Below are 14,008 nucleotides of genomic sequence, written 5' to 3'. Positions count from 1 at the left end.
GAGGGGGGGAGGGTCTCCACCTCTACAGCCAGCCCGGATAGGTGGATGTCGACGGCACCCCGACAGTGACGGGTACGGGCGGCACCTACGCCTGGATCTGCCTGGGCGGCTTCTTCTACAAGACATCCCCGACCGCCACACCGCAGTAGCTGCCGACTGCCCCTGGACATCCCTGGCTGCATATGCGTGCTACGGCTCGGCCCCACTTCCTGGAGCAGGGCAGGAGCGCCTCCGTACAGCGGTGTCACCCCTGCAATCCGACATACCGTCAACTAACCGCGAAATAACGAAATACAGCGCATGATTTGCATTCGGGGCTGCCCCAGGCCTCTCCCGTCTGACAAGGAGAACCGCTGATGACTGACGCCTACGTACCTCTGGACGATCATGGAGCTGCGCGTCTCGCTCAGGCCATAACCCCTGTGCCGCAGCCCGCCGAGAACAACTTGTCGCTCTATGCTGACGCCAGCCAGCTGCGTATCGCTGGTGACGACGGCATCACGGCCACCGTGAGCCCGCTGCCCTCTGTCAGCCCGCGCATCGACCTGGCGGCCGATCTGAACACTTTGTTCACCTACGCACCGCTCGGTGGCGTCCTCGTCATGCAGTCCCACGCCTGGGACAACACCACCGGAGACCTCTACACCGCCCAGATCATGGACGGCGGCATTCAGCTCGATGACGAACCTGCCCCGGTCCCCTACGAGGACCGTGTCGCACAGGGCGCCCTGTGCATCAGTCGCCTTGCTGCCGACGGCACTCTTCTCGACTACATGTACATACGAGGCTTCGGGCACGGAGTCTCCTTCGCCGTCGAACCCCACACCGAAGACGAACCTGCACAGCTCTGGGTTGAAGCAGACCCAGACCCCGATACCCGCAACGGGTACGGCCGGGCAATCACCCGTTTCCCCTACGCCTATTCCGCAGGCGCGTTCATCGACTCCAGCGACTTCACGATCTTCCACCCGGTCAGCGACTCGGCCAGCATGAACGTCAACATCGACCCCGTACACGGCCGACTCGCAATCGCCTACCATACGGCCGCCGACCACACCAACCACTGGAAGCTGTACGAGCTGACCGACGCGATCGCCGACCGCTGGACTGCGCCCGTGGCCGATGTGAAGGTACCCACCCCCGACCTTTCTGGTGCCTCGCTCCAGGGATGGACCATTCTGGGCAACTACCTCTATGTCCTCTATGGCAACCCGGAAACAGAAAACACCACTATCGTCTGTTACGACCTCACCGCCGACACCACGACCCCCGTCGCAACCCAGCTCATCACCTACGAGCCCGACCTGACCTACCGGGAACCCCAGGGGCTCTCCCTGCGCATCACCGACCCCGCCGCTCCCGAACAAGTTGCCCTGACTTTCGGCTTCGCCTGCGGAACCGGCAACCACCGCACCGCAACCCTGTGTTCCTACCCGGCCGCCGGCGCCGGCGTGACTCGCATCAACGGAAAATCCGGTGACATCACCCTCACCGCCACCGACGTGGATGCCCTGCCCATCACCGGCGGCACCCTCACCGGCCCCCTCACCATCACCGCGGAGAACACCACCACCGACAACCTCGTTGTCAACGGCGAAGTGGCAACGTTCAGCGTCAATCACTGGGGCAACCCCATCGCCGACACGATGTACTCCACCGGGAACATGCAGATCGGCTCCACTGCCGGTGGAGACTACGGCGGCGCCAAGGGCGCCCTCATTCTCACCGACACCGGAGCCCCGCCCACCAGCAATCCCCAGACCGGCGGCATCATCCTCTACGCCGAGGGCGGTCACCTGAAGCTCCGCCACGACGACGGCACCGTCGAAACCCTCACTATTCCGATCGCGAGCGAGTGGGTGCCCCTCGCGCTCGGTGAAGGTGTCACAGGGGAGGCCTTCGGGCGCCTGAACGGCGACAAGGTCGAGATATACGGAGTTTTGTACAAGACCGACGGATTCACGGTCGGCGACCTCATCGCGACCCTGCCTGAGGGCCATTGGCCGACCACGACCCAGCACGGCGTCTGGGCCACCTCGGGCAGCGGTGTCGAAACCCTGTGCTTGGTCCGCTGCGACATCGGCACCACAGGCTCGGTGGTCGTCTACAGCCAGCCCGGCCAGGTCGATGTCAATGGCACCCTCACCGCGTCGGGAACCGGCGGCCCCTATGCCTGGATCTCGCTGTCCGGCTCGTTCTACAAGACCTCCCCTACGGCCGCATCGCGGTAGCCATCGCAGTGGCCTCGAACACCGTTGGCTGATCTGGTGCCTGCTCCGTCTTTGCTCCGTCGATTATCGGCGGGGCAAAGTGCTGCAAAGTGACTGGTGCGGGTCCGAGCTTGATCCGTCAGTCGCTGCCCATCACCGAACGTTACAGATCAGTGGATATGACACAGCGCGCTCACGGTGGAGACCCTCCTTCTCTGGACGGCACGCATCTGACGTCGCGTGGGAACAGTCAGATGAGACGGACTCTCTTCGGCTTAGGCATCGGGCCCTCGTCCTCCAGGCTGCGAAGCATCTTCAACGCCAGAGCAGAAATCAGGTCCTTGCCCTTACGACTCAACTTGCTCTCCCCCAGAGCCTCGAGCATCTCCCCGAACCGCGCCCGCGCCTCAGGACTCATACTCATGGACGTCCGCTCGCCGGCCGGCAGGCCGATCAACTCGCGATTGATCCACAAAACAAGGTCCTCGAGCTCATCAGGATCCACCGGAGCGGAACGAACGATGGCGTCGATGTAGTGGGTCTTCGCAAGCGAGGCCTCACCCGAACTCTTGCGATCCCTCTTCACCCGGTCCTGCAGCAGGTCCCAGATCTCCGGAATGACATTGACGCCGTGCTGTGACCACTGCCGTGAGTGCACCCGCGAGTCGACGAAACTGTCCCACACGAGGCGCTGGTTCTCGCCGTACGTGGGGTCCTCACCAGTCCCCCGCGAACGGCCTGACTCGCTCGCGGCCTTCAGCGTCCGCTTCTGCGCTCCCTTGCCGGCCTTCTTCCCGTCGCTGGTTCGCGAACCAGCCGCATCTGCTGCGGTGGTGGCCTGGTCCGATTCGCGAGGAGCGGCCTCGGCAGAGGGCTCTGCCCCGGACGCGGACACATGATCTGCGGCATCGGCCACGGCGGAGGCTTCGACGGCAGCGTCAGCGGAGTCGACACCGGAGGGCGTGTCGTGCCTGTCCGTGACCACCTCGGCCCCGGCGGGAGCCGCCGCAGTCGCGGACGGCGCGGGACCTGCGGCCTTCCGGGAAGCGCGAGCGGGCTCGTCCTCCTCTGCCGATGGCGGGACCGCATCGGTCGAGGCCGGTGAGGCCACCGCAGCTTCGGCAGGATCCGACGGCTCGACCTTGGGCGCAGTGGACGCAACGTCAGCTGCGGTGCCCGCCCCAACCGATGCCTCATCGGCGATGCGAGCAGGAGCAGGCTGATCGGCGGGAGCGGTCTCAGGCGAGGGCGTAGGGATGGCGGGTGCTGTGGCGACCGTGGCGGTGCCGGTGCTCCCAAGGAACGAGCTGCCAGCCACCGCGTCCGCGTTCGCCTTGAGCGCGTCCGCCGCCTGCTGCCGGTTTCCGCTCCCCCGCGGCCGTCGGCGTCGGATCGAGGCGAAGTCCCCAGCCGGATTGTCTGTGTTCTTCTTGCCGTCAGGCACGGCTCGCCTCCGTCACGTTCTGGGAGGGAACCCTGGCTGCGGCTGCTTGTTCGGCCTCGTCCAGCTGCTCGTCGGCACTCAGAGCGATCGGCCACTCGGCCTCGGGAGCGTCCATCCGCGCGATGACTTCTTCGAGGAACCTGGCGTACCGCTTGCCGCACGCGGCCCGTGCGTACCCGATGACGGCGGGGACACCCTTCTGGTAGCTCCCCGAGATGCGCCCGTCCTCCCGGATTTCAGTGACAAACGGCTGGAGACCGGTGTCAACCATCTGGTTGCGGACATCGATCTCTTCGTTGTTCCATTCAGACAAGGGGTGTGCCATGTTCAGGAGCGCACCGAGATACTTGGGATCGGCCTGCCCATTCGTGCGCGTCTTGACATGCTGGACTGTCGATCGCATCGCGACAGCACCCTCGATCGTGGCACCCTTCGGCGCGCACAGCGTGATCGCGTAGTCAGCCGCAGCGAGGGCCACACCGTTCAGAGACTGCACGGCCGGCGGGGTATCGAAGACGGCGAAGTCGTAGTCGTCCTCGAGCTCTTCGAGCATCCCTCGCAGAACGTGGGCCTTCTCGACCCCCGCGGCATGCAAGATGTGCTGGGCGTTGGCCATCGTGGCCTGTTCAGAGGCCAGGAGATGCAGGACGCCGTTGCTCTTGCGCTGACTCAGCAGGTCGCTTCGGTCGATGATGATGTCGCGAAGCGACGTGGGTACGCCCTGCGCCGCCTGCTGGAGCTTGAGGCCGAGGGACATGTTGATGGTGTTCTGTGCCAGCCTCACGCCGAGTGCCGCCCCAGCCTGCGCCTGGGGTTCGATGTCCAGCACGACAACTCGATACCCAGCGAGCGCCATGCCGGCCGCAAGGTTCACGCTCGTTGTGGTCTTGCCGGGGCCGCCCTTCTGGCTAACTACGGCCGTCTTCTCCACGAGCTGCTCTCTTCCTCTGCGGCGACATGACCGCTCCCGCGGTCGATTGATGACGTATGCGAGCTGTGACGCTAGTTGTCGCCGTGGAACGGCAGCAACTTATGTCCCGGTGAGGGACATTACTTGCGGGACTCTAGCAGCTACGCCCGAGTCGCTTGGGGCACCACGCGGTTCAGCGTTGACGAGAATCAGAAAGTCCCACCATTTGCTGTAGGCGGTGTTGCGAGTCCGTGCAGCCGCTGCGGGGGAAAGGGCAGGCAAGTTCCCTGCCTGTAGGCCTAGTTGACCTTGTGAACCGTTGCAGACTGGGTGTCGTGCCCCATACGGTCGCGTACTGCGAACGGTGGATTGAGGACACATCGCCACGAAAGTGCGTTACATCCGCAGGCCGCACGTGAACGCTCGACGTCGGAGGCCCGGTGTGTCGAAGAGACGCCTGGACCTACGCAGTGACGCTGGATCGCACGCGGCGACGAGGCTTTGCTCGTTTGGACCGACGACCTGCTAACGGATAGGTCCACCGGTAGGTCGCTCGAACCCACGGGCGGTGCATGGATCGCGACGTTGGGACTGAAGTCAGTCGATACGTCTCCAGGTAGGTCAGTCGCTCTGACTGACGACAGCTAGGTCGTTCGGTCGGTGTGGCGATGCCAGCGACGAAGTATCGAAACAAAGATCTCTCGGTCGAGCGGTAGATCTGCCGCAGTGTGCGTCAATGATGCGAAACGTAGACGTGTCAATCGGTCGGACGAAGCATCAGACGGTGCGTCGATCGGACGCTAGATAGCAACAGCGGTCGCTCGAAGCAGGCATCGATTGATACATGGGTCGAGTGATACCAAGGTCGATCCAGCTAAGTATCGATGGATCGATCAATCGGAACTACGCTCGCTGCAACGATGGTTGCAACGATAGGTACATCCATCAGTACAACGATTACGACCAAGATAGATAGACCGATACGCCAGACAATCAACAGAACGATACGCATGACGATATAGAACAAGATCGCACGCTCGATCGTCGCATCGATCGATAGGCCGATAGATGTTAGAGAACTGGCAACAGGACTAAGAACGCTAGTCGTTAGCGAACTATAGTCGATAGGTCTATCGATAGGTCGGAGCGCATATCGAGCCGCCCTGGGGCGACCCTCCTGGCGACTGGCGTGGGGAGGCGAATCGGCAGTCCGCACCGCAGATGCATCTGCACTTTCATCGCGATGCGTATAGATAGATCTATCGATAGGCATGCAGGTCACGGCCATTTCGTAGGAAGATGGCATCGCCCAGCCGAGGGATGCACGAAGTATGGTCAGGCCTGGAGAGTGGCCACCTTGACGGTCTCCAGGCTGCGCGAGAAAGCGAGCAGCAGACTCCAGTTCGGTAGTCGCTGCCGACTGTCACAGCCCATGAGGCCCGGGCCCTGTGCACGCCCAGCGGGAAAATCGCAAAGCCCGTCGTCAGCTGATGTCACAGGCTCTGTATCCGACAGAGGCAGCGCGCAGGTCCGGGTCGTCGTGCCGCGGACGAGACTCGTTGTGCCCACGGGCCGTGAAAGCCGTAACCACCATGGGCACCAACACCGAACCGGCTTTGGCGCGAACGTCGCCCTGCTGCGTACGGCCTGAGGCTCGAAGCAAGCCCAGTTGGCCCGCCGCGCCAGCGTGTCGGTCTCGCTGTTGAGCAAGGTCGAAATCGGGGACCGCTCGCTGACTCCCGAGGTGGCAACGCGATCGGCCGCGCCCTCGGCCTGAGCATGGCCGAGGGCGCGGGGGGTCTCCGTGAAGGACGACGAAGAGCAGCGCGCCGCGTTGCAATCCGCCACTACGACATGCTTGACCCGCTCGATGTCCCCTGAGGTACGCGCGACGGCGGGGTTGGCGGCCGCGCATCGCGACGCGGTCGATGGCGCCGCCCTGATTGGCATGCTGCGGGACGTCACCACCAATGCGCAACCGGCCAACTCGGCGTTGGCCCGGTCGGCGCTCGCGGACGTCGACAGTACGCTGTACTGGCTTGCGGCGAGGCACAGGTGGATGGATACGGCCGAAATCGCGGTCAGGCGTCAGCGGTGGGCTGTCGAGCAGCATCAGAACCCGCTCGCAGCCGAGTCCGCCGCCTGCGAACGCGCCGGCGCCTATCTCAAGGCAGGAGACATCGAGCGCGGCCAGGCTGTTATCGACCGCGCGATCGTCGCCGTGCAGTCGGCACAACTCGCCACGACCGACCGCTACCTGGCGGTGAGTATCCCTGCGCGGAACGTCCAGACCCACGCCAGGACCGACCGCTACACGTGGCTCGCCGATCCCGCCCTGGACGGCAAGAACGCGGTGCTGGCGGAGGAGATCCGGCGCGTCTGTCAGCGCCGGTCCAACCTTAACGACGCGTTGGCGTGGGCTGCTGCCCGCTGGAGTGTCGATCAGGCCGTTGCGGTCGGGGCCACGGTCATCTATCTGGAAGACCTTCGGTCGATGGAAGCCGGGGGCATGGGCCGCACCCAGAACACGCGCATTTCCCAGACCGTGCGCGGTCAGATCGCCGACCGTATGCGGCACCTGGCAGCCGAGGTCGGCATTGCGGTCGTGACGGTGCCGCCGAGGAATACCTCGAAGCACTGCCCGCACTGCCTCACACCGCTCAGGCACCGCAAGGCACCCAACCGGCCCACCGTGCCGGGCTGGAAGTGAGCCATCTGCCCCGGCCCTGACTGTGGTTGGCAGGGCGACCGCGACCAGGGCGCCTGGCGTCGGATCGCCGCACGCGGCCTCGCCCACCAGGCCAAGACCGTCATCGACCGCGCCAGCGGCACCATGGTGATCCGCACGGTGGTGGACACGATGGAGACCGAGGCCGTCATCACGGCCACCGTGAACACCAGCCGGACGGACCGGTCGAAGACCGGCCCCACCCGGCCGCGAACCATCCACCTCATGCCCGGGCGGCGTGAGGTTCCCTCTCCGGTACGGCCTTCGGGTCACGCCGGCCAGCGTCCGGGGGGGGGGGGGGGGGGGGGGGGGGGACACGCACCAACAGACCGGCGGCGGCTGCCCCGCGCAGCCCACCGGGACCAGGGCGTGATCACGATCAGCACACCCTTCCCCGAGCTCTCGGCTTCGCTCGAGCAGGGAAGACCCCACCCCGGCCACCGGCCACGCGGAGTAGCACTCGGCGCGGGATTCCATCTCCACGCTCATGCCGCCCCACCAGAGTAATTGTCAAGAGTTGTGGGTCAGCAGCGGCTCACCACGATTCGCGGCCCAGGTGCACGAGACCTTGGATGGTGCCCAGGCGCGTGTGCAGGGTGGGTTCTGGGGCCGGGGTGTTGGTGAGCAAGAGGACCCGGACCGCCGGGTGTTCCGGGGTGTAGAGGTCGTCCTGGCCATCATCGCCGGGGATAGCGTTCGGCTGGATCTCAATGCGTCCGTAAGTGCCCTGGGCGAGGTGGTAGACGCCCCGGTAGTCACTTTCGCGCTCGGTGAAGACCACATCGAGGTGGCCCGTGACGAGGCGGACCAGTTCACTCGCGGTGTGTGTGCTGGTGCCGTAGGTGTCGTAGTCGGTCATGGTGGTCTGACCTTATGCCGCGAGCGTCTCGGGGCGTTCGAGGAGCTCGCCGCGTTCGAAGTGGGCTCCGGCCCTCACCAGGGCGACGAGATGGGGTGCGTTCACGGCTCGCCAGCGGGCCTGGGCGGACTCGACGAGCTTGAATACCATCGCCAGGGCGGCCGCGCGGGAGCCGGCACCCTTGGTGACCTTCGTCCGTAGCCGCACGGTCGCGAAGGTCGACTCGATCGGGTTCGTGGTCCGCAGATGGATCCAGTGCTCGGCGGGGAAGTCGTAGAACGCCAGCAGCTGGTCCTCGTCATCGACGATCTTCTTGACGGCCTTGGGGAACTTTGCCCCGTACTGCTTGGCGAACGCCTTGACCGCGGCGGCCGCGTGCTCCTTGTCCTCGGCGTTGTAGATGTCCTGGATGGCCTTCTTCGCCGCGGGCTGGGCCGACTTCGGGAGGCTGTCGAGGCAGTTGGCTGTTTTGTGAACCCAGCATCTTTGGTGGCGGGTTTCGGGGAAGACCTCGTTCAGCGCGTGCCAGAAGCCGAGGGCGCCGTCGCCGACGGCAAGGACGGGAGCGCGCATGCCGCGCCGCTGGCAGTCCCGCATCAGGCTCGCCCAGGACTCCGAGGACTCGCGGTAGCCGTCGGCCATCGCGATCAGCTCCTTGGTGCCGTCCGCGCGCACGCCCATGACGACCAGGACCGCGGCCTTCGCCTCCTCCAGGCGTATCCGCAGGTGAATGCCGTCGGCCCAGACGTAGACGTAGTCCGTGGCGGACAGGTCGCGCTCGCTGAACGTCTTGTGGTCGGCCTGCCACTGGGCGGTCAGCCGGGTGACGGTGGCCGGTGACAGGCCGGCCGAGGAGCCGAGGAACTGCTCGAGCGCGGGCACGAAATCCCCGCTGGACAGCCCGTGGAGGTAGAGGAGCGGCAGCACCTCGCTGATCTTCGGGGACTTTCTTGCCCAGGGCGGCAGGATCGCCGAGGAGAACCGCTTGCGCTCGCCCGTCTCCTCGTCGATGCGTTTGTCATTCACGCGGGGAGCCTTGACCTCGACCGTCCCGGCCGCGGTGGTCACGTTCCGGGGCTGGTGGTGTCCGTTGCGGACCACGAGCCGCCGCCCGCGCTCGTCCCTCTCATCGGCCAACTCGGCTATGTAGGCGTCAACTTCGGCCTCCAGAGCGGCGGCCAGCATCCGCCTGGCGCCCTCCCGGACGATCTCGTCGATCAGGGACCCGCCTCGCGTCGAGCCGTCCTCGGTGACTACCGTGAGCATGGGCGTACCTTCCCAGCCGACGGGCCAACGTCGGCCTACTCGATTCCAGTCAATCGATCACCCGGGAAGGTACGCCCTTCGCGTCCAACCCGGGTCCGATCCACAGACATCCGAGCTTGGTAGGAAGTCAAGTTGCCGCTGGTGCGAGGGCTGGAAACGCCTTGGCCGGATCGAAATTCTGGCCGGTGGCCAGGCAGTGGTGCAGGCAGCCCAGGAGCCGGTTGAACACGTGGCGCATGGCGGCGGTGTGTCGGTCTCCTCGCGCTCTGCGCCGGTCGTAGTGCTCCTTGACTTGAGGGGTGGGGAGGGCACCGAAGATCCAGACGTAGCCGGCGGCGGCCAGGCGCTGGTTCTTCACGCGTCGATGGTGGACGGCGTGGCTCTTGCCGCTGGCGATGGTGATCGGCGCCGCGCCCGCGTATGCCTTGAGGGCCCGGGCATCGCGGAAGCGGGAACGGTCATCGCCGATCTCGCCCAGCACGCGGGCGCCGGTGAGCGGCCCGATGCCGGGAAAACTGTTGAGGACCTCGGCATCCGGGTGCTGGGCGAAAGCCTCGGCTGCCGCTTCGGCCAGGTCGTCTGCGGCGCGGCAGGCGGCATCCAATTGTGCTACCAGGGCGGCGGTCTGGCGGCCCATAGCCTGTTCGACCAGGGGGAGTTGGTGGAGGTAGTCGTCGGTGAAGACGGTCCGGAGCCGTTCGGTCCAGGTGTCGATGTTGCGCTGCCGTCCCGACTTGCGCAGCAGTGACCGCAGTTTGACACGAGTCAGTCGTGCGGCCGTGGTGGGCTCTGGCGCCGCTGCGAGGACCATCCGTGCTTCTCGGGAGTCCAGGCCGATGCCGCGGACCTGGAAGGCGGCCAGAGCTGCCGGGAAGTACTGCTTGAGGTGCGAACGGAGCTGGTTGTTCAGCTGGGCCCGGTTCCAGACCGCGTCCTGCTGGGCGCGGGCGAGCACCGAGATGGCCTGGGCCAGCTCGGAGTCGGCGGGCAACGGCCGGTGGAAGTCGGCGTCGGTACGCAGGATGTTGGCCAGCGCCATCGCGTCGGCGTGGTCGGACTTGGCCCGGGCGACGCGGTGACGCTCGCGGTAGCGGGCGACCGCCATCGGGTTGATCGAGTACACCTTTCGGCCGGTGGCGCGCAGGCAGGCGAAAAGCAGCCCGCGCGCAGTCTCGACGGCAACGGGGATGGGGTCCTGAGGGGTGTCTCCGGCCTCGATTAGGATGCCCAGCAGCTGCCGGTAGCCCTCCGCGTCGTCGCCGATGTGCCGCTTGGCGACGAGTCGGCCGGCCTCGTCCACCAGGGCCACGTCATGATGGTTCTCCGCCCAATCGATCCCGCAGGTGATCGTCAATCCTGGTCCTCTCTCCCGGTGTTTGCCCAGCGTGTGAGCCTGTGCGGGGACACGCAGCGACCTAATAGGAGGGCTCGGCGGCCCAACATCCGATGAGCTGTTCGTGGCCCCAGCTGACCGCACGGCCCCGGTCTTCAGAGAGAGCTCTACGGCTCGCGTGTCGAGGAGCGGGTGATCGTACGGGCGGCTCGGATCACGATCATGAATGCCCCCGCGGGAGTGATCGACACCTGCCCTCCGCGAGGGCACGGCGGCGGGGCCCTCTGCCTGTGGACAGGAGTCTGGCTCCGAGTCTTGAGTAGGGGTCACCCGTCACCGTGCACTGCTATTAGGTCTTGAGCATTGCTCGCCCCACACACCACGGTGGGCAGAACCCGTGTCAGACCCTACGGTCCGCATAGGTTCACTGAGCTGATCAGAGACGCTGAAGGCGTACGGTGGCCACCACACCGGCGGGGAGTGATTGCCGCGCAATCACTGCACTGGAGGTTCCTGCCTCGCTGCTTGGCAATAGTGATTGCGGCGCAATCAGCTGTGCCGCGAACACTCCTCCGCTCCGTTCCCTCTAAGCTCTGCAGGGACCCATCTAGCTTGACCACGCGGAGACCTGACATGCCAGGGATGAAAAAGGATCTGGGGCGCGCTCGCGGCCAGGCAGAGAACAATCGTCTGTTCAAGACGCCGCCTGCAGAGCTCGACACCGACCGCCTCCTTCCGAGTCCGGAGAATGGGCGGAAGGTACTGCGGGGCGTGGAGAGCCTCGCGAAGGCTCTCGAGTCGGATGGGATGAACACCGCGATCACCGCGGTGAGCGCAGACACCTACGTATCCAAGTACCCCCAGCACAAGGAGCACGTCGAGAGCTCCGGCAAGTCTCATGTCGTGCTGCACGGGCACCGGAGGCTTGCCGCAGCTCAGTTGGCCGGCCTCACGCGTGTTCCCGTGTCCATCCGCAAGACAGTCGTCTCGATGCGGATCGCGGCCATCCAGGAGAACGAACTCCGTCTCGGTCTCGACCCGATCGAGCAGGGCGCGGAATACCAGGCAGCCCTCGAGGAGGAGAACCTCAGCCAACGGGGGCTGGCTGAGCGACTGCCCGGGGTCTCGCAGACCAACATCTCCCACCGCATCAAGCTCCTGTCTCTCATCCCTGAGCTGCAGCAGGCCGTCATCAACCACTGGCTGCAGCGCCACGGGTTCAAGCAGGACCCCGGCACTCTGCTCGTCCCAGTGAAGGAGGCTGCCACCGTGTTGGCGGACCTCACGAAGGAGCAGCAGCAGGATGTCGCCAGCGGGACGCTGAGCCTGGACCAGGCCGCCGCGATTCTGGAGTCTGCCAAGGGAGGGTCAGGCGGTAAGGCGACAGGGCGGTCCTCCTCGACGCAGGGGACTTCCACGGAGGGTTCCAAGGGTGGGTCCACCATCCCTGACCCTCGTACCGAGAAGTCCGACGCGGGCTCGGGGTTCGACGTCGCGGCGGGAGGGCAGGACGGCAAGGATGGATCCGCGGCGACCACGGCGCCCGCGACGAGGCTCATTCGCATCGGGGCCATCCCGGATCTGGCGGATGACCTCCGAAGCGTCCTGACGGAGGGCCAACTGGGGGAGCTGGTAGGGCTCCTCACCATGGAGTAGCCCTGCAGGTTGTCACCAGGGGTGTCCCCGTCCGGACGACTTAGTGGGGGCATCTGTGCCTCCGCCAAGCGGCACGGGTAGCGTGCCCTCATCAGAAGTGCTTCCCCGCACCGGTGATTGCGCGGCAATCACGCGTCACACTCGCTGGAAGTTGACGGCACGCCGGGGCGGCCGTTCCGTACACCTGGCGTCTAGTGCAGCTCATCCTCCCCGCCGGGAGTAGCCGAATCAGCTCACTTGATTGCCCCGCAATCAACCTCGGAGATTCACTCATGGCCACTGTTAGCGGACCGCGCAAGCTGGCATTCACCAACCAGTCCGGTGGCGCAGGCAAGTCGACATCGACCATCAACGTCGGTGCCGTCTGCGCAAGTTTCGGCCTCAGGACGCTGATCGTAGACCTCGACGCCCAATGCGATGCCTCGGTGGCCCTGGGGTACGAGTACCGGGACGGACTCGAGGATCAAGCCACCATCTTCGAGGTCCTGGAAGGCGACGCGAAGATGGCCGACGCCATCGTCCCTGCCTACGCTGGACCCCAGGAAGACGAGAACAGCAAGGTCATCGACAACCTTCACCTTGTCCTCGGGTCCGACGACATGGAAGCCGCGGAGCAGATCCTCAAGGACATGACGCTCCGCGAAATGTGGCTGCGGCGGGCCCTGAAGTCCATCGAGGGCGACTTCGACGTCGTCCTCATCGACACCCCCGGGAATCTCGGCCTGGTCGTCGTCAACGCCATCGTGGCGAGCGAGGAAGTCATCGCCTGCGTCATGCCCTCCTACAAGGAGCTCCGCGCCCTGACGCGTATGGAGCAGAAGGTCCAGCTCCTGGAGGACGAGTTCGCGGAGTTCGGCGGCGGTGCGAAGCTCACCGGCGTCCTCATCCTCGGTGTTCCGACTACACGTAACCAGGGGGCTGTCTGGGATGACGGGCGACAGCTCGCGCAGGAGACATACGGCGACCTGGTTCTTCCCACGGTCCGCCGCTCGCCGCGGATCCCTGAGGCCTATGCCGCCGGATCTCCGCTTCTCCAGTTCGATCGGGCAGGCGAAGCGACGTCCGACTACGTCAAGGTCACGAAGGCACTCGGCTTCCAGCGCGCAAAGCGGCGCTGACACTGACCGTTGCAAATACCTGAGGGGTGATTGCGCCGCAATCACCGGAGCACGGCCGTATCCATGGTCAATGTTCGCCGACCATCCTGCGTCCAAGAAGGGGCGATGCCCCGAGCGGGGCTGAGGGCCACGCGTAAGAGCCTGATGCGACGTCACATGAAGCGAGAACTCGCCTACCAGCGCTACGTGCGCACCCACGACAACCAGGCACCCAGCGGCGCCGACGCGTCCCAGGAACTGTCGCAGCAGCTCGCAGTAGACGGCATCACACTGGAAGTAGTGGCCAGCCGGTCAGCCTCAGCACGTTGCGCCGGTACGCGCTGGAGCAGCGCATCTACCAGCGTTGGGTGGAGGAATTCGAGGGAGATGGCGAGCCGCCGACGAGGGATGTAGTCCTGGAGCGACTGCGCCGCAACGGCGTGAGAGCCGGGAGTCGGCAGCCCAGGCTGGACGACGTCACGCGAGCCGAGTAGCTCGCCTCCGG

At 65.5% G+C, this 14,008-nt stretch carries 10 protein-coding genes; 5 read left to right on the top strand and 5 right to left on the bottom strand.

Going from position 1 to position 14,008, the window contains the following annotated elements; genetic code table 11:
• The first annotated feature begins 356 nt into the window (after positions 1-356).
• Positions 357-2,231, top strand: coding sequence for a phage baseplate protein (locus ACP4E5_RS00395; protein WP_425824651.1), 1,875 nt, complete (start codon positions 357-359; stop codon positions 2,229-2,231).
• Between the two features lie 229 nt (positions 2,232-2,460).
• On the opposite strand, the gene ACP4E5_RS00390 is transcribed toward ACP4E5_RS00395, so the two are convergent.
• Positions 2,461-3,654, bottom strand: a complete 1,194-nt coding sequence (locus ACP4E5_RS00390) for a hypothetical protein (RefSeq protein ID WP_425824650.1) — start codon at positions 3,652-3,654, stop codon at positions 2,461-2,463.
• The gene (locus ACP4E5_RS00385; protein WP_425824649.1) at positions 3,647-4,585 is read right to left on the bottom strand and encodes a ParA family protein; all 939 of its coding nucleotides are present in this window, start codon (positions 4,583-4,585) and stop codon (positions 3,647-3,649) included. The genes ACP4E5_RS00390 and ACP4E5_RS00385 overlap by 8 nt, the downstream gene beginning before the upstream one ends.
• 1,648 nt (positions 4,586-6,233) lie before the next feature.
• Here ACP4E5_RS00385 and ACP4E5_RS00380 point away from each other — a divergent pair.
• Positions 6,234-6,341 (top strand): hypothetical protein, encoded by a 108-nt coding sequence (locus ACP4E5_RS00380; RefSeq protein WP_425824648.1) that lies wholly within the window; start codon positions 6,234-6,236, stop codon positions 6,339-6,341.
• 27 nt (positions 6,342-6,368) lie between these two features.
• Entirely contained in the window at positions 6,369-7,274 is a 906-nt protein-coding gene (locus tag ACP4E5_RS00375) for a zinc ribbon domain-containing protein (protein ID WP_425824647.1), read from the top strand.
• Positions 7,275-7,827: 553 nt separating this feature from the next.
• On the opposite strand, the gene ACP4E5_RS00370 is transcribed toward ACP4E5_RS00375, so the two are convergent.
• From ACP4E5_RS00370 to ACP4E5_RS00360, 3 genes are all read right to left on the bottom strand, one after another.
• Positions 7,828-8,151, bottom strand: coding sequence for a hypothetical protein (locus ACP4E5_RS00370; RefSeq protein WP_360402499.1), 324 nt, complete (start codon positions 8,149-8,151; stop codon positions 7,828-7,830).
• Between the two features lie 12 nt (positions 8,152-8,163).
• Positions 8,164-9,417 carry an IS256 family transposase gene (locus ACP4E5_RS00365; protein WP_425824646.1) on the bottom strand — a complete coding sequence of 418 codons (1,254 nt, stop codon included), beginning with the start codon at positions 9,415-9,417 and terminating at the stop codon, positions 8,164-8,166.
• Positions 9,418-9,544: 127 nt separating this feature from the next.
• On the bottom strand, positions 9,545-10,771 hold the full coding sequence (locus ACP4E5_RS00360) for an IS110 family RNA-guided transposase (protein ID WP_425824645.1): 1,227 nt from the start codon (positions 10,769-10,771) through the stop codon (positions 9,545-9,547).
• 621 nt (positions 10,772-11,392) lie between these two features.
• Between ACP4E5_RS00360 and ACP4E5_RS00355 the strand changes: the two genes are divergently transcribed.
• Together ACP4E5_RS00355 and ACP4E5_RS00350 are read left to right on the top strand one after the other, a co-directional pair.
• Entirely contained in the window at positions 11,393-12,406 is a 1,014-nt protein-coding gene (locus ACP4E5_RS00355) for a ParB/RepB/Spo0J family partition protein (protein WP_425824644.1), read from the top strand.
• Between the two features lie 272 nt (positions 12,407-12,678).
• Positions 12,679-13,524, top strand: a complete 846-nt coding sequence (locus tag ACP4E5_RS00350; RefSeq protein ID WP_425824643.1) for a ParA family protein — start codon at positions 12,679-12,681, stop codon at positions 13,522-13,524.
• Positions 13,525-14,008 lie beyond the last annotated feature (484 nt).

This window comes from Streptomyces fractus, assembly GCF_049844455.1.
Taxonomy (GTDB): Bacteria; Actinomycetota; Actinomycetes; order Streptomycetales; family Streptomycetaceae; genus Streptomyces; species Streptomyces fractus.
This window is presented reverse-complemented; position numbering and strand designations above follow the sequence as displayed.